Genomic DNA, 20,707 nt, shown 5'->3' with positions numbered 1-20,707 from the left:
GTGAGAGGGTGACGGGGTGAAGCTGAGCGACCTCGCCGATCTCCCGTTGACCTACCCCGAAGTCGGCGCGACGGCCGGGCCGATGCCGCCCGGCTACCACCACGTGCGCCGGTCCTCGGTGATCGGATCCGGCCGGGCCCGCTTCGACGAGGCCGCCGACGCGGTGATGCGCTGGGGCATGCTGCGCGGCGCCGGGCTGCGCGTCAGGCCCACGACCGACGTCGCCCGGGTGGGTTCGGAGGTGATCGTCGGCCTGGGCCCGGTGAAGGTCCCGTGCCGCGTCGTCTACGTCGTCGCCGAACCCGACCGCCGAGGCTTCGCCTACGGCACACTGCCCGGTCACGCCGAGACCGGCGAGGAGTTGTTCGCCGTGCGGATCGACCCCGCGACCGACCGGGTGTACGCCGAGGTGGCGGCCTTCTCCCGGCACGGGACGTGGTGGAGCCGGCTCGCGGGGCCCGTCACCTCAGTGCTGCAGCGCGTGGTCACCCGGCGGTACCTGCGGGCGCTGTGAGACCTCGCCGGCGGTACGCCGTACCGCCACGTCGATCTGGTAGGTCAGCACCGCCAGCGTGAACAGCCCGACCGACATGCTGAGCAGCGCGGCGAAGCCCTCGGTCGCGAAGTCGACGAATGCGTTGAGGAAGGTGAACAGCAGCGCGGCGTTCCGCAGCCAGCGCAGCGGCCACAGCCCTGTCGTGCGGCGGCGGGCGATCATCGCAGGCACCGCGATCACCGAGGTCACCGCGGCGTTGACGAGCAGGATCACCGACGCAGGGTTCATCCCGTCCAGGCGCAGCGTGATGTTGTCGTCCTGGTAGAAGAAGCCGCCCAGGAAGACACCCAGCAGCCCGAAGAACAGGCCGCTGATCGCGCTGACCACCAGGAGCCAGCCGACCACCGGCACCCAGCGCGGACTGCGGAAGAAGCCGGGGATCAGCCGCGGCGCCCACTGCTGCAGGCGGTGGAGCCGGTCGCTGGAGGTCTCCGCCGACATCAGCAGGGCGCGCACGGACCCGACCGCGGTGGGCTCCGCCCCCGCCTGTTCGGCCTGCACCAGCAGGGCCAGCCCCAGCTCCCGGCGCCGGTCGGCCAGCCCGCGCGCGACGCCGTCCGCGGCGATCACCGCCGCCGAGGTCAGCGACTCCCTCGCGGTCAGCGGGCGGAAGTCACGAACGACCCGCGCGCCCACGAGGATCAGCACGACCAGGATGTACATGATCTCGGCGGCCGGCCCGTAGAAGTAGTCGTTGTCCTTGGTGACGAATTTGCCGACCTCGTCGAGGAACAGGCCGAAGCCGACGCCGCCCATGACGACGGCGGCCAGCCGCGCACCCACCCCGATCAGCAGCCAGCCGGTCAGCAGCGCGAGCATCATCAGCGCGCCACCCCACAGGGCGTGGGCGATGTGGAGATTGCCACCGCCGACCTGCGGATAACCGGTCAGCTCGAGGTAGAGGCGGGTGAGCAGGATGGTGGCGATCGCGATGAGCACGAACGCTTCCGCAGACCCGGACCCGGTGGCGTCACGGGTCACCACTCCGCGGTGGTGTGAACGGGTTCTGTTCATGCATCCTCCGGCGTTTGGAGCGCGTAGCCTTAAGCAACTTATCGGAGGAAGATGATCGGAATATGCTGGTGAACGAACCTGCCGACGTCGAGGGAGTGCACCGGCGGATCGCCGAACTCGTGCAGCAACTGCACGGCAGGACCGACGCCGATGCCGACACGGTGCTCGCCGAACTCGTCGAACACGCCGCGGCCGAGATCCCGGGTGCCGACTACGCCGGTGTGACCATCACGCGCAATGCGAAGAAGATCGAGACCCCGGCGGCCACGCACAAGTGGCCGATCGTGCTCGACGAGGTCCAGGAGCGCCACCGCGAAGGACCGTGCCTGACCGCGGCCTGGGAGGAACGCGTCGTCCACGTCCGCGACCTGGAGCACGATGACCGCTTCCCCCGGTACCGGCGAGATGCGCTGGAACGGACCCCGATCCGGTCGATCATGGCGTTCCAGCTGTTCATCGCCGACGAGACGATGGGCGCGATCAACGTTTACGCCGAGAGACCCGACGCGTTCGGCCCGGAGTCGCGCGACATCGGGCTGATCTTCGCCGCCCACTCCTCGGTGGCCTGGAACTCCGCGCGCCGCGACGAACAGTTCCACCAGGCGCTGGCCAGCCGCGACATCATCGGACAGGCCAAGGGCATGATCATGGAGCGCTACAGCGTCGACGCGGTGCAGGCATTCGCGCTGCTGAGAAAGCTCTCCCAGGACTCCAACGTCCCGTTGATCCAGATCGCCACGGATCTGACGACGAAAGCCACGACGTCGGGGATCTGACCCCGCGGGGTTTGCATCCGCCCAGCCCGGGGCACCACATCCTCACACAGTCAAGTCAGAGGGTTGGTGTGGGATGAGTCTCGAATCGAAGCCGGGCGCCGACGCGTCGCTCGGCGAACTGATGAGCCAACTGTCCGCCCAGACGTCGCGGCTGGTGCGCGACGAGTTGCGGTTGGCACAGAAGGAGTTCCAGGAGTCGGCGAAGCACGCCGGTATCGGTGCCGGATTGCTCAGCGTGGCTGGGCTTTTCGCCTTCCTGGGGCTGGCGACGGTGATCGCCGCGGCGGTGGCGGCACTGTCGCTGGTGTTGCCCGTCTGGGCGGCGGCGCTGATCGTCGCGCTGGTGTTGTTCGTCATCGCCGGGATCGCAGCCCTGGTCAGCAAGAAGCAGGCCGACGAAGTGACCCCCGCCGCACCCCGAACCGTCGAAACGGTGAAGGCCGACATCCAAGAGGTAAAGGACCGAGCGTCATGACCGCACCCGACCGCCCCGAACCCGGCCCCGACGCCGGAGTCGAAGACATCGAGGCCGACATCGAGGCCACCCGGCAGGAACTCGGCGAGACGGTCGAGGCGCTGTCGGCCAAGCTCGACGTCAAACAGCAGGCGAGGGACAAGGTCGACGAGACGAAGCAACGCTTCGCCGACAAGGCGCACACGGCCCAGCACGTCGTCACCGAGAAGGCGCACGCGGCACAACACGTCGTTACCGACAACCCGCAGAAATCGCTCCCCGTCGCCGCCGTCGTCGTCGCCGTGGTGGTGGCGCTGGGCGTCGTCGTGTGGCGCAGGCGCCGCTGAGCGCGCACGCCCGGACACAACCCGGCAGCGGGCCGTGAAACGGCCCCGAAATCAATTTGCTCGACTTTCAACGAATTACTTCTTTATCAGGTTCCTTTAAGGTACGTTTCTCATCATCCGACGTGGTCGGGGGGACGATTCCTAATTGATGAGGGGGCCAAGATGTCGGGCAACAGCGCTGAATCCTGTGAATTCGAGTTTGCGCGCGGCGGGGCGGTCGAAAGCCGCCCGCGCCGATCCGGCGGTCGACATCGACGTGCGAAAGCCGCAATGCCTGCGGTCGCCGTCGACATGACCCCCGGCGTGCACCTCTCGCGCGCCGCCGCCGCGCCAGCAAACTCCACACCGCGTCGAGCGCGGCGCCGTCGCGGATCGCTGCGCCCCGCCATCACCGGTGGTCTCGCCGTCCTCGGCGCGACCGCGCTGGTCGGGACGTTCGTCACGCCGGCCCCCGCCGAGGCCCGCACCACCGCGTACGCGGTGAGCGCGCCGACGCCGACGCCCCTTCTGGCGGCTCTGGCGCTGCCCTTCGATCCGCTGGAACTCGAAGCCGCAGCGAGGACCGTGATCGATTTCGACTTCGACGGCGTATTCCGATTCAACAGCGAGTTCGTGAACCTGCTGGCCCGGTTGGGAGCCAGCCTGCGTGTCGATCTGGACCTCGACCTCGACGCCGAGGAGATCGCCGCGTCCTTCGCGGAATTGATCAACGCGATCGCGTACGACGTCAACGGCGCGATCGGCGCCGTCAACGGTGCCGTCGACCTGGGTGCCGCTCTGGTGTCGGAGATCGCGCTGGCTGCCGCGACCGCCGCTGTCGACGGGGTGGACGCGGTCACCGGCGCGTTGGTGAGCCTGCTGGCAGCGATCACGCCGGAAGGCGACGTGGCCGCCGACTTGTCGGCCGCCATCGGTGTGGCCATCGAGAATATCGGCGACCTGATCTCGACCGGATTCCTCGGCGCGGGTGCGGCGGTCACCTGGAAGGCCACCCTGGACGACCTGCTGGTCGACCTGGTGGCGACCGGCGGGATCGCGCTGACCAACGGTGTGGCAGGCAGCCTGGTCGCCCTGCTGGGCGGCACGCCCGACCTGCCGGACATCGACGGCGACGATGTGGTGCTGGCGCTCGGCGAGCTGGCGGAGCTCTTCGCCGACGGCATCAACGGTGGGCTGCTCACCGCCGGCGAAGCGGTGGAACTGGGCGTCACGGTGATCGGCGATCTCGCGACGGCGCTGGCCGAGGCCGGCGTGGGCCTGCGGGCCGACATCACCGGTGCGCTGTTGGGTGCGCTGGGGGCGCCCGAAGCCGTCGTCGATCTCGTCGCCGACCTCTCCGTGGGGATCGACGCCGGGATCCGCGGTCTCGGTGAGGCGATCGCCTGGAAGTTCACACTCGATGACGTGCTGGTCGACGTCGGTGTCGCGGGCGGGGTCTCGCTGGTCAACGGGTTGACCGCAGCCCTGTTCGGAGGGGTCGGCCTTCCGGTGCCCGACCTGCCGGATGTCGACTTCGCCGCGTCGGTGCGGGCGCTGGTCAACCACTTCGCCGTCGCTCTGGGGATCGAACTGGACCTCGAAGGCGACGTCGACGTCGAGGTCCCCCCGAACGAGGACGAGGGCGGGGTCGAACTGCTCTCGGACGGCTTCGACGCGCAGCGAGTGGGTCTCATCGACGACGGGACGGACTCCGGGTCCCTGCCTGCCGACGACGAGCAGGAACCGGCCGACGAGGGCGACGACGGCCTGCCGCCGGCCGACGATTCGGCGGGCGAGTCGGGCGAGTCGGGCGACCTCGATCCGGATGGGACCGAAGGCCTCGACGATGTCGAGCAGTTGCCGGAAGACGACGGCACCGGTGAGGTGCCGGAGGAGTCCGGTGACGAATCGGAGGACGTTGACGGGGATGCCGACGACGCCGGTGCCGCGGAGGGCGAGACGGGCGGCGAGACCGGTGCGGAGACGGGTGCCGATCCGGGCGGTGACTCCCCGACCGAGTGATCACTCGGTGATGTGCGTGCCCTGACGTCGGATCGAACTCATGCAGACCGCTTTTCGGGTTTCTTCTGCATGAGTTCGATCTGGCCGTTCTTGACGGGATTGGTTCGGCGCGCGGCGATCACTGCGGCGATCAGCAGCGCCACACCGGTGATCGCCTGCGCGTTGCCGACGACTTGACGGAAGACGGCCTCGACACCCGCGACGTCAGGACCCGGCAGGACGATGTGCGGGCCGGCCACGAAGACGATGCCGGCCGCCACCAGGAGCGGCCGCCAGCGGCGGTGCTGCGGGGCGACCATCAGCGGTACGAGAAGCACGGCGTACACCCAGTGGTGGGTGACCGCCAACGGCGCGGCGAGCAGGGCGGCCAGTGCGACGACGGCGGTGGCCACCACGGGCATCCCGGACCGGGTGAACCGATGGCCCGCGTAGACGGCCGCCGCGATGACCGCGGTGACACCGACCAGCCAGAGGATCTCTTTGGTCGTGCCCGCCGCACCCCACCGGGTGATCAGACCGGTGAGTGCCTGATTGCGGCTGAACTCGTGACCACCCGCGCGGTCGGTGCGGAAGAATTCGGTCGCCCAGAAGTAGAGCGACTCCTGGGAACGTGCGAGGAATCCGATGAGGACCGTCGCGCCGAACGCGATGAGCGCCCGGGCCGCACCCGCGAAGTCTCGCCGGAGGAGCAGGACGAGACCGAAGGCCGCCGGGGTGATCTTGATTCCGGCCGCGATGCCGATGCCGACCCCGCGCAGTCTGCGCGGCAGCACACCCAGGCAGTCGGCGATGACCAGCGCCATCAGCACGATGTTCACCTGACCGAACTCGAAGTTCGACCTCACCGGCTCGAGGATCAGCGCCGGTCCGAGCAGGGCCAGGGCGACCAGGTTCGACGGCCGGACCCGCAGCCGGACGAGGACCGTGCGCAGGATCCACCACAGCAGGACCAGGTTGAGCGCACTCCACCCGATCTGCAGCGCGGTCTGCGGCACAGCCGCCATCGGGGCGAACAGGATCGCCGCGAACGGCGGGTAGATGAACCGGAACCCCGAGGCGCTCGGGAACTGCTCGGAATACAACGGCAGGTTCGCGGTGATGGCGTAGCCGGCGTCCCGGAAGACCGACAGGTCAAGAAGCTTTCCGGTCGCGGCCTGGACGACGTAGCGGGCAATCATGCCCACGGCGAGCAATGAGCCGACCAGCCACAAGCCTCGGATCCACGGTCGCCGACTGCGCGCCGGGGCGTGGACATCGTCCTCGGCGACCTGGTCAACCGAGGGGCCGTTCACGAAGCGAACGGTACCCAATACGTGCGGTGGAGAATCCGGTCTCACGCGACTGCTTGGTTGAAGGAGGTGGTGGTGGTCCCGGCTGGTTTCGAACCAGCGACCTTCCGCGTGTGAGGCGGACGCTCTCCCACTGAGCTACGAGACCGGGTGGGATCGGCCTCACCGAGTGGGCCGAACGACGTCGAAGACTAGCACGCGCTCGCGGTGGGGACGGAATCCGCTGGTCATCTTCGACCCCGTTCACCGACCTCCACACAAGGGTCGTGAACGCCCGCCGGGTGACGACCGTGGTGGGGAATTCGGCGTCGGGACCGGTGCGGCCTAAGGGATTTGTGTGGCCAGGCATGTGTGCACTATCGTTCTGCATCGCGACGGACGACGATCTCGCCCGTGGCACGCGGATGTAGCGCAGTTGGTAGCGCATCACCTTGCCAAGGTGAGGGTCGCGGGTTCGAATCCCGTCATCCGCTCGAGGTGCAGAAGCATCAACCCCAGCGGTGGAGTGGCCGAGTGGTGAGGCAACGGCCTGCAAAGCCGTGCACACGGGTTCGATTCCCGTCTCCACCTCCGATGTGAGATCCCGGCGCGATTAGCTCAGCGGGAGAGCGCTTCCCTGACACGGAAGAGGTCACTGGTTCAATCCCAGTATCGCGCACCACTTTCGACCGGCGCTAATTAGTATTTCGCCGCCTCCATGGGGCTATATAGGGGCTATCCGATATGCGCGCAGCGGGCACATTGGCGCAATCGTCCCGACAACGCAATGGAGCGAAGTACCCTCCTCGCACTATGAGGGCAGAACTGCTTGCAGCGGTTGCGGTGTTCGCCGCGCTGCCGATCGCCAGCACGGGTGTCGCCTCGGCGAATGAGTACTCATGCGCCCACGCTGCTGCGTCGAACGGCTACGTCGACGAGAACAAATTTCTCTGGCAGGTTGAAAAAGACTGCACCGTCGCATACGGGATCGCCCATCCAGGCGGCCTAAGTACTCAAGCTGAGGCCGTGGCCGCTGTAGCCGCCGCCGAGCAATATCTGCGTTCCCTTGGATACGACGCCGCGACGGTCGAGCAAATGGATATAGCCGGACACGGCGTGTAAATCATCGCGTTAGTGTCGGTGCCTGCCTCTAACGTTCCCCCTGGTGATCGTCGAGCGCGTGACGCGGGTAGCGCTGACCCGGCGCTCCGAGCCAACCCGCAGCGACCACACGTCCTACCCGGGCACCGACCTGTGGCGCGTCGAATGGACGGAACTGCGGACGGGAAACGGCACGATCTGCGGCAGTCCCACACAACGAGGCCGCAGCACGCCGCGACATCGACGGCCTGCTGCACATGCGGACCCCCACCAAGAGCGTCTACACCGAGCACGCCGGTACCGTCGCGAGGGGCTGCCAATGTATGAACAGAGTCGCAGCAAGCGTTGGCTCGGAGTGCTTCGAGAGTCAGTGGCGATACTCAAGGCGGCCGAAGAACCGTTGGGCAGTCCCTTTCCCTGGGATCACCCGCGCAATAGTCCATGGCTGTTCCAGATTCTGGGTCCGCGCCGGTCGTTGCGACTTCTTTTCGCTGCGGCCTGGGCTTCCAGATATCGCGCCCTCGCCGGTGAAGTGTCGACCCGGACGCGCAGCATCCGCATGTAGCCGCGCATCCAACATTTCGCCAACACCAACGACTTTCCGGCGTACGGGTTGACGTCGCCCGGCTCGGCCAGCGAGCCCTCGTACAGCGCCCGCATCGCCTCCATACGCATCGTCACCCGGCAAGCATGCAATCACGCGGACCGGAGTAGCGGTTCCCCCGCCGTACCACGGCCGGGTCACATCGCGGCATCGGCTCGTCGACACCTGTTTCATCGCCCGATAGCCGGGAATGCGGACTGTCGAGGTCTCGCGGGGTTCAGCAGCGAAGCCCGGTGAGACCGCCCTCCGACCGCGAATCCAAGGGACCCATGAGCATCTCTGACGACTGGAAGATGACCGACAAGCCCTGCGGGCGCTGCGGCGCCCCACTCGCCGAACAGACGGGCCCGGGAGGCGATCAGGCGGCCGTACGGACGCGCTGCACCAACGACGCGTGCCCGGAGAGCCGGCGGTAGCCCGCCCCCAGACAACAGAAAACGCCGCTGCGCGGATGCGCAGCGGCGTTTCTCGTCGGGTCACCAACCGGCGATGCCCGGCCCGTTGCGGGCCGGCCCCATCCGGATGTAGGTGCCGATACCGCCGGTGATCGGGGGCACGGCGCGAATGCTGTCCTTCACCTCGCCACCGGAGGGCGCCAGCGGCGCACCCTTGCGAGAGCGGCGCACATCCGAGGGTCCGGCGTTCGCGACACCCTTGCCGCTCGTGCGGACGCCGCCCTCGGCCGCCGGGTTGGCGTCGAATACCGGGTTCGGCTTACCGCCGATGTCCACCACGTCGGCGTTCGCGCTGCCCGCGCCGAACGCGAGAACGGCCCCCGCCAGCGCGAGCGCACCCGCCCCGACGACGGCCAGTTTCGTGGTCTTGCGTCCGAGAGCATCGACACGTCCCACCATCGGCCTCCCTTTCCTCCGGCGGGATTCACATCCCGATCTTGATCGTTGCGTTGGCAACAATATCAGCGACGGGCCGTCGCGTAGGGACTGTCGTGACAAGATCATGCGGCGTTACAGCGGACGAAAAGGCATACCGGCGCATCGCGCCGATTAGCCACAGATGTTCTGCCACGCCATCTTTCGCCGGCGGCACCCGAAGACGCCCGCTCGTCGCTTTGCGATTCCTGCGTTATGCGCCGTAGCGCGCACGGTCACGGGACTGATGAGTGGTTCGCAGTGTCGCGCTCGGTTGGGTGCCGTACATACGCCGGTACGCGACGCTGAAACGGCCCGCGTGCGAGAAGCCCCACCGGCCGGCGATCGAGTTGACGGTGTCGACCGCCGGGTCGGCGGCTTGAAGATCACGGTGCGCGAGGTCGAGGCGGACGCGTCGGAGGTATTCGAGCGGCGTCACTCCCAGGTGCCTGCGGTACATGTACTGCACCGCGCGCGGGGTGAGGTTCGCCGCTGCCGCGATCTCCGCAAGCCCGATGTCACTGTCGGCGTTTTCGTGGATGAACGCTACCGAGCGTCGCAGACCGGGCGGGCGATGGCCGCCGGTCGGCAGTTCGTGAAGGTTCGTCATGGTAATTCGCGTACCCCCCGGCAAACCCCGAGAAACCCGACCACGGGTATGGCGCTGCTGACACGATCGTCGTCATGACCGAACGCATCGAAGTCCAGCGCCTCATCCCAGCCCCGCCGGAGGCGATCTTCAATGTGCTCTGCGACCCGCAGGGACATGTGGCGATCGACTCGTCGGGGATGCTCCAGGGCGCGGACGGACGGCCGGTCTCGGAGGTCGGCGACACCTTCGTCGTCCACATGGACCGCGAGGCGCTCAACGACTTCCCGATGGGCAAATACGAGGTGACGGTGGAAATCCGGGAGTTCGAGCCGAACCGGCGCATCGCCTGGGCCATCCTCGGGCAGATCCGCCCGCAGATCGGGCACGTCTACGGCTACATCCTGGAACCCGCCGCCGACGGCACCGTCGTGACGTCGTTCTACGACTGGTCACAGATCGACGACAAGTGGCGTGAGGCGGGCATCTTCCCGGTCATCTCCGAAGCCGCGCTGCGCGCCACCCTGGGCATCCTCGACCGCGTGGTCCGGCGCGGATACGTCCGCAGCTAAGAAGTGAGGCGTCAACCAACGGTTGACGACCCACGCCGCGTCAACCTACAGTTGACGCATGGCCGATCCCATCGCTCACCCCGTCCGCCTCGACGACCTCATCGAGGCCATCAAGACCGTGCACGACGAACCGCTCGAACAACTCACCGACGCGGTCCTGGCCGCGGAGGCCCTCGGCGAGGTCGCCGACCACCTGATCGGACACTTCGTCGACCAGGCCCGGCGGTCCGGCGCGTCGTGGACCGACATCGGCAAGTGCATGGGCGTGACCAAACAGGCCGCGCAGAAACGGTTCGTCCCGAAGGCGGACACCGAACCCCTCGATCCGAACCAGGGGTTCGCCCGCTTCACCCCCCGGGCGCGCGCCGCGGTGGTGCACGCCCAGAACGCCGCCCGCGACGCGCGCCACCCCGAGATCACGCCCGACCATCTGCTGCTCGGCATGCTCGTCGACACGGACTCACTGGGAGTCGCGTTGCTCACCGCGCAGGACCTGACGCCGGAGGACGTCCGCGCCGCCGTGGCCCTGACGCCGTCGAGCGACGGTCCGGCCCTCGACCTCGTCCCCTTCAGCGGTCCCGCCAAGAAGGCGCTCGAACTGACCTTCCGCGAGGCACTGCGGCTCGGACACAACTACATCGGCACCGAACATCTGCTGCTGGCGCTGCTCGAGTCCGAGGACCCCGACGGACCCCTGCACCGACTCGGCGTCGACCGGCAGCGCGTGCAGACCGATCTCATCGGCCTGCTCGACTCGATCGCCGAGAAGGGCTGATCTCACATCCCGCCGCGCCGCGGCGTCTACAGGATGTGAGGATGCGACCGTTCGAGGACGTGGTGGCCGAACACGGAGCCACCGTGTTGCGGGTGTGCCGCGCCGTCGTCGGACCCGTCGACGCCGAGGACGCCTGGTCGGAGACCTTCCTGTCCGCGCTGCGCGCCTACCCGGACCTACCGGCAGGCGCCAACGTCGAAGCGTGGTTGGTGACGATCGCGCACCGGCGCGCCCTGGACGTCGGCCGCGCCAACTCCCGCCGGGCCGTGCCGACCGACACCCTCCCCGACCGGCCGTCCGGCCACGGCGACCCCGCGGACCGGCATCCCGACCTGTGGGCCGCGCTCGCATCGCTGCCCGCCAAGCAACGCCAGGCCGTCGCCTACCGCCACATCGCCGGCCTGCCGTTCGCCGAGATCGCCGGACTGCTCGGCAACTCTCCCGACGCCGCCCGCCGTGCCTGCGCCGACGGCCTGCGGACGCTGCGCTCGATCTACCGCGAGGAGGCCCTCCGATGACCGCCGACATGTTCGCCGCCCCAACCGACGACGCGACCTTGGCCCGGCTGCACACCACGCTGAGCGCCGACGCCGAGACCGCGGGCCTCCTTGACGTCGCCTACCGGACCGTCGACAGCCCGGTCGGCACGCTGCTGCTGGCCGCCACCCCCGCCGGCCTGGTACGCGTGGCCTACGACGTCGAGGACCACACCGCGGTGCTGGGCGTCCTCGCGGCCAGGATCAGCCCGCGCATCCTGCGGGCGCCGCAGCGGCTCGACACCGTGGCGCGCCAGCTCGACGAGTACTTCGCCAAGCGGCGCACCACCTTCGATGTGCCGGTGGACCTGCGCCTCGCCGACGGATTCCGCCGCTCCGTCGTCGAACAGCTGCGCTCCATCGGCTACGGTCACCGCGCCAGTTATGCGGCGGTGGCCGCCGCCGTCGGCAACCCGAAGGCGGTGCGCGCCGTCGGCAGCGCGTGCGCGCACAATCCGCTGCCGGTGGTGATCCCCTGCCACCGGGTGGTCCGCTCGGACGGCACGACCGGCCAGTACGTCGGCGGGGCGGCCGCCAAGGCGGCGCTGCTGCGGCTGGAGGCCTGCTGACCCCGGATCGACTGTGGCGCCCCTGCGGGGTGTGCCATCATGCGATGCACACCTAGGGAGGGAAACCATGCGCCGGCTTCTGATGCTGCTGACCGCCCTGATCGTCGTGGCCGGGCTGACCGCGGCGCCCGCCGTCGCGGTGGGATCGCCCATCGGCCGCATCGGCCAACCACTTCGGGTGGACTTCAAGGGCCTGGTCGCCGACGTGACCGTCCTCAGCGTCGAACCGTCGCCGATCCCGCCCGGCTTCGGTTATCCGCCGCGGCCGCCGCGCAACCAGGTGTGGCGCGCCAACGTCGTGGTCCAGCCGATCAGGGTGCCGGTGCCCTACGCGATGGCCATCACGTTCCAGTTCCGCGGCGTCACCCCCACCGGCGACGCGTACGAACCCCGTAACACCGACGCACCCGACGCCCTGCAGGCCGCGCTGACCAACGCCCCGGCCGGATCGACGGTCAGCGGTGGCGTGTGGTGGGACTGCTACCGGGATCTGGTGTCCAACGTCGTGCTGATCGACAAGATCACCGGCGAGCACCTCGCGCAGTGGAACCTGTAGACCCGCAGGTCTCCCCGGCCACCCGCGCCGACCTTCCCGAACTCGCCGACGTCGCCGCCCGCACCTTCCCGCTGGCGTGTCCACCGTCGGTGACCGCGCAGAACATCGCGGCGTTCGTCGCCGAGAACCTCTCGCAGCACCGGTTCTCCGAGTACCTCACCGATCCGGACCGCGTCGTGCTGGCCGCCCGCGAGGGTGGCCGAATGGTGGGCTACGCCATGCTGATTCGCGGTGTGCCCGACGACGAGGACGTGCAGCGGGCCGTGACCCCGCGCCCGGCGATCGAAGTGTCGAAGATGTACGTCCTGCCCGACAGCCACGGCTCCGGCGCGTCCTCGGCGCTGATGACCGAGGCGCTCGCCTTGGCCCGCCGAACCGGGTACCGCTGCGTGTGGCTGGGCGTGAACCAGGAGAACCGGCGCGCGCAACGGTTCTACGCCAAACACGGTTTCGCCGTCACGGGCACGAAGACGTTCCGCCTCGGCGCGGGTGTCGAGAACGACTTCGTGATGGTGTGCCCGCTCGGGAACGCCTGAGCCGCCGTGACGCCTAGGCCTCCCGCGCCTCCTGTCCGGCCGCGGTCAGCGCCAGCAGCCGCGACGTCGCCCGCAGGTACTTCTTGCGGAACCCGCCGGCGAGCATCTCCTCGCTGAAGATGGTGTCCAGCTTCGACCCCGACGCCACCACGGGGATGCCCGCGTCGTAGAGCCGGTCGGTCAGCGACACCAGGCGCAGCGCGACGCTCTGATCGTCGAGCGGGTGCACCCCGGTGATGAACACCTGCGTGACGCCCTCGATCAACGACAGGTACCGCGACGGATGCATGGTCGCCAGGTGCGCGCACAGCGCATCGAAGTCGTCGAGGGTCGCCCCCGCGGTGCCCTCGGCCCGTTCGGTGACCTCCGCGTCGGTGGGCGGCTCCGGCGCAGGCGGCAGGTCGCGGTGCCGGTAGTCGGGACCCTCGATCCGCACGGTGGTGAAGATCGAGGCGAGCGTGTGGATCTCGCGCAGGAAGTCCTGCGCGGCGAACCGGCCCTCTCCCAGCTGCTCAGGCAGGGTGTTCGACGTCGCCGCGATCGACACGCCCCGCTCGACGAGCTGTGACAGCAGCCGGGAGATCAGCGTCGTGTTGCCCGGGTCGTCGAGTTCGAACTCGTCGATGCACACCACGACGTAGTGGCTGAGCAGTTCCACGCTCTCGACGAACCCGAACACCCCGGCCAGCTGGGTCAGCTCTCCGAACGTCGCGAACGCCTTCGGTTCGGGCAGCTCGTAGTACGACGAGGCGAGCAGGTGGGTCTTGCCCACCCCGAACCCGCCGTCGAGGTAGACCCCGACACCCGGCAACACCTCGCGCTTGCCGAACAACTTCTTCTTGCCCGCGCGCCGTGTCACCGCATCGGCGCAGAACGCCCGGCACGCTTCGACCGCCGCGGCCTGCGACGGTTCAGCCGGATCGGGACGGTAGTTGTCGAAGCTGACGTGAGTGAACGTCGGCGGCGGCACCAACTGGGCGACGAGGCGTTCCGGGGTGACGCTGGGGTGCCGGTCGACGAGATGGTCCGGTTGATTCGGCGCACCACTGGACCCAGGCATGCGAAGCAGCGTAGCGACGTGCTGCAATCGTTCCCATGCCCGAGTCCGCGGCTGGGACGCAGTTCACAGTGCTGGGACCTGTCGAGGCGGTCGGCGACGACCGGCTCGGCGACTTCTACGCCTACCCCGACGACCTGCAGCGCTGCTGGGTGCGCGGCAACATGATCGCCAGCGTGGACGGCGGCGCCACGGTCGCGGGCAGGTCCGCAGGCCTCGGGGCAGCCGGCGACCGGGCGCTGTTCGCCAGGATGCGCCAAGCCGCCGACGTGATCGTCGTCGGCGCCGCCACGGTGCGCACGGAGGACTACTCCGGCGCCCACCTCGGCGCCGCCGCGCGCCAGGACCGCGCGGCCCGCGGCCAGAGCGAGATCCCGCCCGTCGCGGTGCTCACCCGCTCGGCCGACCTGGACCGCGACGCCAAGTTCTTCCACCGCACCGACGTGGCGCCGATCCTGCTCACCAGCGCGCGCACGGCCGTCGCGGCGCGCGAACGGTTCGCCGGCCTCGCCGAGGTCGTCGACGCCTCGGGTCCCGAACCCGACTCGGTCGACCCGGCCACCGCACTCGAGATCCTCGCCCGGCGGGGGTTGTTGCGTGTGCTCACCGAAGGCGGCCCCGGCGTGCTCGGCCTGTTCACCGCCGCCGACCTGCTCGACGAACTGTGCGTCACGATCGCGCCGGTGCTCGTCGGCGGTGAGGCGCAGCGGATCGTGACCGGCCCGGGTCAGGTCCGCACGCCGCTGCGCCGCAGCCACGTGCTCACCGACGACGACGGCTATCTGTACTGCCGGTACGTCCGGAGCCGGTGACCCCCTCGCTACTGTGGTCAGCATGCGTCGGCACCCCCTGCTGCTCCGGGCCGTGAGCCTGTCGACGGTTGCGCTGGTGCTGGCCGGCTGCGCGCCCGGCCTGGCGGCCAATCCCCGGTTCGCCACCGACGACGGCGCGCGGCCGCAGGGTCAACCCGAGACCACCCAGCAGCAGGCCGGGCCGCCCCCGGTCGAGGTGCCCAAGAACGACCTGTCCTGGCGGGAGTGCACCGACGAGGTGTTCGGCGACGCGGCCGTCGACCCGGTGCCCGGGGTGACGCTGGACTGCGCCACCTACGACGCCGACCTCGACCCGATCGACGGCGCGACCGGCACGGTCACCATCGGTGTCGTACGGGCCACCTCGGCGCGCACGCCGGCCGACGCCGGCCCGGTGGTCATGACGACCGGCTCCGACCTGCCGTCCTCGGTGCAGCTGCCGGTGTGGCTGTCGCGCTCGCAGGCCCTGCTCGACAAGCACCCGATCGTCGCCGTCGACCGTCGCGGTATCGGGATGTCCGGGGCTTTGGAGTGCCGCGACCTGTACGACCGTCAGGAGATGATCGAGCAGGCCCAGTTCGCCTACGGCGACGATCCGGTCGCCAACCTCGGCGCCATCACGATGACGGCGACGACCAGCTGCACCGACACCATCGCCCCCGGCGACTCGGCCTACGACAACGCCCACGCCGCCGAGGACCTCGAGCGGTTGCGCAGCACCTGGGACGTGCCCGCGCTGGCTCTGCTCGGGATCGGCAACGGCGCACAGGTGGCGCTGGCCTACGCCGGATCGCACCCCAACAAGGTGGCCCGATTGGCGCTCGACTCGCCGCTGCCGCTGGCGATCGGCGCCGAGGCCGCCGCCGAACAGCGCGTCAAGGGTGAGCAGGCCGCGCTCGACGCGTGGGCCGCCCAGTGTGTGGCCGTCGGCTGCCCGGCGGCCCCCGACCCGAAGGGTGTCGTCGACGGGCTGCTGTCGGCGGCGCGGTCGGGTGACGGACCGGGCGGGGCGTCGGTGGCCGCGGTGGCCGAGGCGATCAGCACCGCGTTGGCGTTCCCGAAGGGCGACGGGGTCGCGTCGACCAACGATCTCGGCGCGGCGCTCGCCGGCGCTCGCTCCGGCGACACCGCCCGGCTCACCGCGCTGATCGCCGACGCCGAGGGGTTGCGCCAGACCGACGGTCAGTTCGTCAACTCCTGCAGCGATGCGCTGAACCGCCCGACGCCCGACCGGGTGCGCGAATTGGTGGTCGCCTGGGGTAAGCAGTATCCGCAGTTCGGCGTCGTCGGCGCGCTCGACCTGGTCACCTGCCTCAACTGGCCGAGCGGATCGGCCCCGGCCGAACCCAAGGACCTGCCGGTGCCGGTGTTGCTGCTCGGGGTCCAGAACGACCCCATCGTGGGCAACGAGGGCGTCGCCGCGGTTGCCGCGACGATCCTCAACGCGGGCGCCTCCAACAAGCGCGTCATGTGGCAGGGCATCGGCCACGGGGCGAGCGTCTACTCCCCGTGCGCGCTGGCACCGCTGGTGGGCTACGTCGACAACGGTGCCCCGCCCGCGACCGACACGTACTGTCCGGCCTGACGTCTCGGCGGCGCGCCGCCGGTGTACGGTTCGCTCGTGGCGGCAGCAGACTCTCTTCGCACCGGCCTCGTGAACACCTTCCGGCCCCGCACCTCGCCTCCCGACGTGGCGACGGTCCTGCGCAACGTGTTGTGGCCGTTGGCGATCATGACGGTGATCCACCGCACGTACGTCCTGGCGACCAACGGCTACATCACCGACGACTTCGGGCCGGTCTACCGCGCGGTGTCGAACCTGCGCCTGGGGCTGGACATCTACAACGAGCACTTCGACCACGTCGACCCGCACTACCTCTACCCGCCGGGTGGAACCCTGCTGCTGGCGCCGTTCGGCTTCGTGCCGGAGTTCGCGGCGCGCAACTGGTACTTCACGCTCAACAGCCTCGCCACCCTCGTCGCCGCGTACTTCCTGCTGCGGCTGTTCAACTACACGCTGGCCTCGGTGGCGGCGCCGGCGCTGGTGCTTGCGATGTACTGCACCGAATCGGTCACCAACACACTTGTTTTCACCAACATCAACGGCTTCATGCTGCTGGCCGAGGTGCTGTTCTTCCGCTGGCTGCTCGACGGTAGGCGGGGCCACGAGTGGTGGGCCGGGGTGGCGATCGGACTGGCGCTGGTGGTCAAACCGTCACTGGCGCCGCTGCTGTTGCTGCCGCTGCTCAACCGCCAGTGGCGGCCGCTGGTCACCGCCGCTGCGGTGCCACTGGTGTTCAACCTCGCCGCCTGGCCGCTGATGACCGACCCGATGAACTTCGTCACCCGCACGCTGCCCTACATCATGGGCACCCGGGACTACTTCAACAGCTCGATCGAGGGCAACGGCATCTACTACGGCCTGCCGCCCCTGCTGATCATCGCGCTCCGAATCCTGTTCCTGGCGCTCACGATCGGCAGCCTGGTGCTGCTGTACCGCTTCTACCGCACCCGTGATCCGCGCTTCTGGCTGCTGACGTCCTCAGGTGTACTGCTGACCGCGTCGTTCCTGGTGCTGTCGCTGGGCCAGGCCTACTACTCGATGATGTTGTTCCCGTTCCTGATGACGGTCGTGCTGCCCAACTCGGTGCTGCGCAACTGGCCGGCGTGGCTGGCGGTGTACGGCTTCATGACGATGGACAAGTGGCTGATGTGGCGGTGGCCCACCACCGGCCGGTTCCTCGAATACATGAAGGTGACCTACGGCTGGTCGCTGATGCTCGTGGTGGTGTTCGCCGTGCTGTACTTCCGCTACCTCGACGCCAAGGCCGACGGCCGCCTCGACCGGGGTATCGACCCGCCGTGGCTCACCGACCCCGTCGACGGTGCGCCGCAGGTCAAGCGGGCCGCGCCGACGGCGTAGTAGCTTGGGGACATGACTGCTCCGAAGGTGCAACTGACCGACGACGAGTGGCGCCGCAAGCTCAGCCCCGAGGAATTCGCGGTCCTGCGCCGGGCCGGCACCGAGCGGCCGTTCACCGGTGAGTACACCGACACCAAGACCGAGGGCGTCTACCAGTGCCGGGCCTGCGGCGCCGAACTCTTCCGCAGCACCGAGAAGTTCGAATCCCATTGCGGCTGGCCCTCTTTCTTCGACCCCGCCGATTCCGAGGCGGTCATCCTGCGGTCCGACGACTCACTCGGGATGCGCCGGGTCGAAGTGGTGTGCGCGAACTGCCACAGCCACCTGGGCCACGTGTTCGAAGGCGAGGGTTACCCGACGCCGACCGACCAGCGGTACTGCATCAACTCCATCTCACTGCGACTGGTGCCGGCGGGCGAATAGTCTCCGTGCGCAGCAGCGCGGCGGTGCCGGCCCGGCTCAACGGCGGGCTGTAGAAGAAGCCCTGGGCCACGTCGCAACGGTAGGCGCGAAGGCGCTCGGCGGTTTCCGCGTTTTCGACGCCCTCGGCCACCGTCGTCAGCCCGAGCGTCTGCGCCAGGTTGACCACCGCGCGGACCACCTCGCCGGCTCTCGGGTCCCAGATGACCGGGCCGATGAACCGGCGGTCGAGCTTGACCTCGTCGATCGGCAGTTCCCGCAGATAGCTCAGGGCCGAATATCCGCTGCCGAAGTCGTCGATGGCGACCCGGACGCCGTGGCTGCGCAGTTCGCGCAGCACCGCGCAGGTTCGTTTGACGTCGGGCAGGATCAGGTCCTCGGTGATCTCGACGGTCAGTGCGGCAGGCGGCAGCCCACGGGCGTCGAGTGCCGAGGCGATCCTGTCCGGCAGGTCGGTGTCGGCGATGGTCGCCGCGAACAGGTTGACCGCGACCGGCACGGGTGTGCCGCCGGCCGCCCAGTCCGCGGCGTCGTCGAGCGCCTTGTCGACCACCAGGTCGGTGAGCGCTCCCATCAGTCCGTGGCTGCGCACCATCGGGAGGAAGTCGCTGGGGGCAAGCGTGCCCCGGACGGGGTGGGGCCACCGCACCAACGCCTCCAGGCCCGCGAGTTCCGAGGTCGCGAGGTGGTACTGCGGCTGGTAGACCACGCTCAACTCGAGGCGGTCGATGGCCTGGCGCAGTTCGCCGAGCATCTGGACCGCCGCCACACCTCGGCCTCGCACACCGGCGTCGGGCACCCGCACCAGCCCCGGCTGCTCCGGGTACACCAGCGTCATCTCGGGGCTGTACACGTGCACGCCGTCGGTGCGGGACCGCTTGGCGGCGTACATCGCCGCGTCGGCCCGTTTGAACAGTTGCTCCCCCGACGGGTCGGGGTCGTCGTCCGGTGCGGCGACGGCCAGGCCGACGCTGGGCCGCATCAGGAGACTCTCACCGTCGACGCTGAACGGCGTGTCGAAGGATTCGACGACGCGGTGGGCGATCTCGAGGGAGTGGTCCACCCGGTCCTCGATGAGGACGGCGAACTCGTCGCCCCCGACCCGCGCCACCGTGTCACCGGGCCGGACGCACGCGAGGAGGCGGTTGGCGACCTGGACGAGCATGTCGTTGCCCGCGGAGTGGCCGAGGCTGTCGTTGACCACCTTGAAGTCGTTGAGGTCCAGTGAGAGCACCGCGACGGCACGCGGGTCGCGCTCCCGCAACTGCATGGCATGGGCCAGCCGGTCGTTGAACAGCGCGAGATTCGCCAGACCCGTCAGGGGATCGCGCAGCGCCAGGTCGGCGACCATCCGCATGAGCCTGCGGTTCTCCCAGGAGGCGAGGAACTGGCGCAGGCAGATGGCGACGATCACGACGATCACGATGGCCCGCAGGACACCGTCCAGGACGACCACCGTCGCGACGGTGCCCCCGACCAGCAGCGGCAGGTAGGGCAACCACAGCGAGATGCTGGTGGGCACCGGCGGGACGGCGTCCGGAGTGGGCGGCACGCCCCGGCTGAGCAGCGCGGCGGCGCCGAAGAGCACCGTCCCGGCCACCCAGCCGACGTCGATGGGGAAGACGGCGGCGTACGTGCCCTGCGTGGTCAGCCAGGCGAAGGCGATGTCGGACAGGGTGAGCAGAGCGGCGGACGTGGTGAGCAGGATCAACGGCAGCCGCCGCCACGGACCGGCGCGGACCAGGACGAACCCGGCGACAGCGAGCACCACCACGTCGAGAAGCGGGTACGCCAGCGCCAGGCTGACCGCCACCTTGTCCTCGCGGAAGCTCTCGTACACATTGCGCAGCACCAGCACCCAGGCGAGCAGCAGGAGCGACAACGCGAAGATCAGCCCGTCGAGCAGCAGGCGCACCCGGGAGTGCCCCGCGGTCCTGCTGGGCCACTGCATGAGCGCCAGACAGCTGAAGATCGGGCAGAGGATGAAGCCGATGTCCGCGGGCGAAGGGAACGCCGTGCGGCCCAGCACCAGATCCTGATAGCCGAAGACGATCTCGCCGGCGGTCCAGCCGCCGAAGGCGATGGCGAAGCAGATCCAGACGTTACGGAACCGTCCGGTCGAGGCGCGGGCGGCCAGCACGGCGCACACCACCGCATACCCGGCGAATACCGCCACGCCGATGTTGTCGGCCGCCTTCGCACCCGGGAGCCCGCCGACCAGCCAGATCGTCAGCAGCACCGCGCCGACGCCGGACGCGGCGATGACGGTCGCTTCCCGAGGCCTGGCCCGCACGCTGGGCAATCGCGCCCCCACACTGCTCGACGTAGTGCGCCGGATCCCCCCGACCCGTGGCGCACGTGAGCCGAGGCTA

At 69.3% G+C, this 20,707-nt stretch carries 23 protein-coding genes, 4 tRNA genes and 1 pseudogene; 20 read left to right on the top strand and 8 right to left on the bottom strand.

Annotated elements, in window-relative coordinates; all coding sequences use genetic code 11:
- Positions 1–16: 16 nt before the first annotated feature.
- Positions 17–514 carry a DUF1990 domain-containing protein gene (locus AU195_RS22280; protein ID WP_059161189.1) on the top strand — a complete coding sequence of 166 codons (498 nt, stop codon included), beginning with the start codon at positions 17–19 and terminating at the stop codon, positions 512–514.
- Here the strand turns inward: AU195_RS22280 and AU195_RS22275 are convergent.
- Positions 467–1,570 (bottom strand): hypothetical protein, encoded by a 1,104-nt coding sequence (locus AU195_RS22275; RefSeq protein ID WP_059161188.1) that lies wholly within the window; start codon positions 1,568–1,570, stop codon positions 467–469. The two genes, AU195_RS22280 and AU195_RS22275, sit on opposite strands and share 48 nt — an antisense overlap.
- Before the next feature lie 62 nt (positions 1,571–1,632).
- Here AU195_RS22275 and AU195_RS22270 point away from each other — a divergent pair, with 62 nt between their 5' ends.
- The 4 genes from AU195_RS22270 to AU195_RS22255 all read left to right on the top strand — a co-directional run bounded on the left by AU195_RS22270 (position 1,633) and on the right by AU195_RS22255 (position 5,148).
- Positions 1,633–2,346, top strand: coding sequence for a GAF and ANTAR domain-containing protein (locus tag AU195_RS22270; RefSeq protein WP_172800681.1), 714 nt, complete (start codon positions 1,633–1,635; stop codon positions 2,344–2,346).
- 73 nt (positions 2,347–2,419) lie between these two features.
- On the top strand, positions 2,420–2,821 hold the full coding sequence (locus tag AU195_RS22265) for a phage holin family protein (RefSeq protein WP_059161186.1): 402 nt from the start codon (positions 2,420–2,422) through the stop codon (positions 2,819–2,821).
- Positions 2,818–3,147 (top strand): DUF3618 domain-containing protein, encoded by a 330-nt coding sequence (locus AU195_RS22260; RefSeq protein WP_059161185.1) that lies wholly within the window; start codon positions 2,818–2,820, stop codon positions 3,145–3,147. Before AU195_RS22265 ends, AU195_RS22260 begins: the two co-directional genes overlap by 4 nt.
- Positions 3,148–3,417: 270 nt before the next feature.
- Entirely contained in the window at positions 3,418–5,148 is a 1,731-nt protein-coding gene (locus AU195_RS22255) for an ICP22 family protein (protein ID WP_286149449.1), read from the top strand.
- 38 nt (positions 5,149–5,186) lie between these two features.
- Here AU195_RS22255 and AU195_RS22250 read toward each other — a convergent pair whose 3' ends face one another.
- Both AU195_RS22250 and AU195_RS22245 read right to left on the bottom strand, forming a co-directional pair.
- A complete protein-coding gene (locus tag AU195_RS22250; protein ID WP_059161183.1) occupies positions 5,187–6,440 on the bottom strand; it encodes a glycosyltransferase family 87 protein in 1,254 nt (417 codons plus the stop codon).
- A 70-nt stretch (positions 6,441–6,510) separates the two neighbouring features.
- Positions 6,511–6,585: transfer RNA gene (locus AU195_RS22245), tRNA-Val, on the bottom strand.
- Positions 6,586–6,837: 252 nt separating this feature from the next.
- Between AU195_RS22245 and AU195_RS22240 the strand changes: the two genes are divergently transcribed.
- The 4 genes from AU195_RS22240 to AU195_RS22225 all read left to right on the top strand — a co-directional run bounded on the left by AU195_RS22240 (position 6,838) and on the right by AU195_RS22225 (position 7,538).
- Positions 6,838–6,910, top strand: a tRNA-Gly gene (locus AU195_RS22240).
- A 26-nt stretch (positions 6,911–6,936) separates the two neighbouring features.
- Positions 6,937–7,007 (top strand) — tRNA-Cys (locus tag AU195_RS22235).
- A gap of 16 nt (positions 7,008–7,023) precedes the next feature.
- Positions 7,024–7,098, top strand: a tRNA-Val gene (locus tag AU195_RS22230).
- Between the two features lie 131 nt (positions 7,099–7,229).
- Positions 7,230–7,538 carry a hypothetical protein gene (locus AU195_RS22225; RefSeq protein ID WP_059161182.1) on the top strand — a complete coding sequence of 103 codons (309 nt, stop codon included), beginning with the start codon at positions 7,230–7,232 and terminating at the stop codon, positions 7,536–7,538.
- A 402-nt stretch (positions 7,539–7,940) separates the two neighbouring features.
- On the opposite strand, the gene AU195_RS25435 is transcribed toward AU195_RS22225, so the two are convergent.
- Positions 7,941–8,192, bottom strand: a complete 252-nt coding sequence (locus tag AU195_RS25435; RefSeq protein ID WP_082703167.1) for a ribosome modulation factor — start codon at positions 8,190–8,192, stop codon at positions 7,941–7,943.
- Between the two features lie 198 nt (positions 8,193–8,390).
- Here AU195_RS25435 and AU195_RS25815 point away from each other — a divergent pair, with 198 nt between their 5' ends.
- Positions 8,391–8,537: a hypothetical protein gene (locus tag AU195_RS25815; RefSeq protein ID WP_157531222.1), complete on the top strand. Its 147-nt coding sequence runs from the start codon at positions 8,391–8,393 to the stop codon at positions 8,535–8,537.
- Between the two features lie 60 nt (positions 8,538–8,597).
- Here the strand turns inward: AU195_RS25815 and AU195_RS22220 are convergent, their stop codons facing one another.
- Positions 8,598–8,975, bottom strand: a complete 378-nt coding sequence (locus tag AU195_RS22220; RefSeq protein WP_059161181.1) for a hypothetical protein — start codon at positions 8,973–8,975, stop codon at positions 8,598–8,600.
- Between the two features lie 229 nt (positions 8,976–9,204).
- Positions 9,205–9,600 carry a helix-turn-helix transcriptional regulator gene (locus tag AU195_RS22215; protein WP_059161180.1) on the bottom strand — a complete coding sequence of 132 codons (396 nt, stop codon included), beginning with the start codon at positions 9,598–9,600 and terminating at the stop codon, positions 9,205–9,207.
- A gap of 74 nt (positions 9,601–9,674) precedes the next feature.
- On the opposite strand from AU195_RS22215, the gene AU195_RS22210 reads away from it, so the two are divergent.
- From AU195_RS22210 to AU195_RS22185, 6 genes are all read left to right on the top strand, one after another.
- Entirely contained in the window at positions 9,675–10,151 is a 477-nt protein-coding gene (locus tag AU195_RS22210) for an SRPBCC family protein (RefSeq protein ID WP_059161179.1), read from the top strand.
- A gap of 58 nt (positions 10,152–10,209) precedes the next feature.
- Positions 10,210–10,926, top strand: a complete 717-nt coding sequence (locus AU195_RS22205) for a Clp protease N-terminal domain-containing protein (RefSeq protein ID WP_059161178.1) — start codon at positions 10,210–10,212, stop codon at positions 10,924–10,926.
- Between the two features lie 41 nt (positions 10,927–10,967).
- A complete protein-coding gene (locus tag AU195_RS22200; protein ID WP_059161177.1) occupies positions 10,968–11,444 on the top strand; it encodes an RNA polymerase sigma factor in 477 nt (158 codons plus the stop codon).
- Positions 11,441–12,031: a methylated-DNA--[protein]-cysteine S-methyltransferase gene (locus AU195_RS22195; RefSeq protein ID WP_059161176.1), complete on the top strand. Its 591-nt coding sequence runs from the start codon at positions 11,441–11,443 to the stop codon at positions 12,029–12,031. The genes AU195_RS22200 and AU195_RS22195 overlap by 4 nt, the downstream gene beginning before the upstream one ends.
- Positions 12,032–12,098: 67 nt before the next feature.
- Positions 12,099–12,587 carry a hypothetical protein gene (locus tag AU195_RS22190; protein ID WP_059161175.1) on the top strand — a complete coding sequence of 163 codons (489 nt, stop codon included), beginning with the start codon at positions 12,099–12,101 and terminating at the stop codon, positions 12,585–12,587.
- On the top strand, positions 12,575–13,123 hold the full coding sequence (locus tag AU195_RS22185) for a GNAT family N-acetyltransferase (protein WP_059161174.1): 549 nt from the start codon (positions 12,575–12,577) through the stop codon (positions 13,121–13,123). The genes AU195_RS22190 and AU195_RS22185 overlap by 13 nt, the downstream gene beginning before the upstream one ends.
- 13 nt (positions 13,124–13,136) lie before the next feature.
- Here the strand turns inward: AU195_RS22185 and zapE are convergent.
- Positions 13,137–14,220 (bottom strand): annotated as a pseudogene (zapE, locus tag AU195_RS22180) (cell division protein ZapE).
- Here zapE and AU195_RS22175 point away from each other — a divergent pair.
- The 4 genes from AU195_RS22175 to msrB are packed head-to-tail and all read left to right on the top strand — an operon-like array spanning position 14,219 to position 18,338.
- Complete coding sequence (locus AU195_RS22175; protein ID WP_059161172.1) at positions 14,219–14,992, top strand: pyrimidine reductase family protein; 774 nt, start codon at positions 14,219–14,221, stop codon at positions 14,990–14,992. The pseudogene zapE and the gene AU195_RS22175 sit on opposite strands and share 2 nt — an antisense overlap.
- A 22-nt stretch (positions 14,993–15,014) precedes the next feature.
- Complete coding sequence (locus AU195_RS22170) at positions 15,015–16,577, top strand: alpha/beta hydrolase (RefSeq protein WP_059161243.1); 1,563 nt, start codon at positions 15,015–15,017, stop codon at positions 16,575–16,577.
- Between the two features lie 21 nt (positions 16,578–16,598).
- A complete protein-coding gene (aftC, locus tag AU195_RS22165) occupies positions 16,599–17,915 on the top strand; it encodes an arabinofuranan 3-O-arabinosyltransferase (protein ID WP_059161171.1) in 1,317 nt (438 codons plus the stop codon).
- A 12-nt stretch (positions 17,916–17,927) separates the two neighbouring features.
- The gene (gene msrB, locus AU195_RS22160) at positions 17,928–18,338 is read left to right on the top strand and encodes a peptide-methionine (R)-S-oxide reductase MsrB (RefSeq protein ID WP_059161170.1); all 411 of its coding nucleotides are present in this window, start codon (positions 17,928–17,930) and stop codon (positions 18,336–18,338) included.
- Here msrB and AU195_RS22155 read toward each other — a convergent pair.
- Complete coding sequence (locus AU195_RS22155; protein ID WP_059161169.1) at positions 18,298–20,628, bottom strand: putative bifunctional diguanylate cyclase/phosphodiesterase; 2,331 nt, start codon at positions 20,626–20,628, stop codon at positions 18,298–18,300. The genes msrB and AU195_RS22155 overlap by 41 nt on opposite strands.
- Between the last annotated feature and the right edge of the window lie 79 nt (positions 20,629–20,707).

Origin of the sequence: Mycobacterium sp. IS-1496 (assembly GCF_001499995.1) — a bacterium.
In the GTDB taxonomy this organism is placed as follows: domain Bacteria; phylum Actinomycetota; class Actinomycetes; order Mycobacteriales; family Mycobacteriaceae; genus Mycobacterium.
Note: the sequence above shows the minus strand (reverse complement) of the source record. Positions and strands in the feature narration are given on the sequence as shown.

Bases quoted from the DNA above. Each gene is read 5' to 3' on its own strand.
- AU195_RS22275 (WP_059161188.1), bottom strand. From the start codon at position 1,570: ATGAACAGAACCCGTTCACACCACCGCGGAGTGGTGACCCGTGACGCC.
- AU195_RS22270 (WP_172800681.1), top strand. From the start codon at position 1,633: ATGCTGGTGAACGAACCTGCCGACGTCGAGGGAGTGCACCGGCGGATC.
- AU195_RS22265 (WP_059161186.1), top strand. From the start codon at position 2,420: ATGAGTCTCGAATCGAAGCCGGGCGCCGACGCGTCGCTCGGCGAACTG.
- AU195_RS22260 (WP_059161185.1), top strand. From the start codon at position 2,818: ATGACCGCACCCGACCGCCCCGAACCCGGCCCCGACGCCGGAGTCGAA.
- AU195_RS22255 (WP_286149449.1), top strand. From the start codon at position 3,418: ATGCCTGCGGTCGCCGTCGACATGACCCCCGGCGTGCACCTCTCGCGC.
- AU195_RS22225 (WP_059161182.1), top strand. From the start codon at position 7,230: ATGAGGGCAGAACTGCTTGCAGCGGTTGCGGTGTTCGCCGCGCTGCCG.
- AU195_RS25435 (WP_082703167.1), bottom strand. From the start codon at position 8,192: ATGCGTATGGAGGCGATGCGGGCGCTGTACGAGGGCTCGCTGGCCGAG.
- AU195_RS25815 (WP_157531222.1), top strand. From the start codon at position 8,391: ATGAGCATCTCTGACGACTGGAAGATGACCGACAAGCCCTGCGGGCGC.
- AU195_RS22220 (WP_059161181.1), bottom strand. From the start codon at position 8,975: ATGGTGGGACGTGTCGATGCTCTCGGACGCAAGACCACGAAACTGGCC.
- AU195_RS22215 (WP_059161180.1), bottom strand. From the start codon at position 9,600: ATGACGAACCTTCACGAACTGCCGACCGGCGGCCATCGCCCGCCCGGT.
- AU195_RS22210 (WP_059161179.1), top strand. From the start codon at position 9,675: ATGACCGAACGCATCGAAGTCCAGCGCCTCATCCCAGCCCCGCCGGAG.
- AU195_RS22205 (WP_059161178.1), top strand. From the start codon at position 10,210: ATGGCCGATCCCATCGCTCACCCCGTCCGCCTCGACGACCTCATCGAG.
- AU195_RS22200 (WP_059161177.1), top strand. From the start codon at position 10,968: ATGCGACCGTTCGAGGACGTGGTGGCCGAACACGGAGCCACCGTGTTG.
- AU195_RS22195 (WP_059161176.1), top strand. From the start codon at position 11,441: ATGACCGCCGACATGTTCGCCGCCCCAACCGACGACGCGACCTTGGCC.
- AU195_RS22190 (WP_059161175.1), top strand. From the start codon at position 12,099: ATGCGCCGGCTTCTGATGCTGCTGACCGCCCTGATCGTCGTGGCCGGG.
- AU195_RS22175 (WP_059161172.1), top strand. From the start codon at position 14,219: ATGCCCGAGTCCGCGGCTGGGACGCAGTTCACAGTGCTGGGACCTGTC.
- AU195_RS22170 (WP_059161243.1), top strand. From the start codon at position 15,015: ATGCGTCGGCACCCCCTGCTGCTCCGGGCCGTGAGCCTGTCGACGGTT.
- msrB (WP_059161170.1), top strand. From the start codon at position 17,928: ATGACTGCTCCGAAGGTGCAACTGACCGACGACGAGTGGCGCCGCAAG.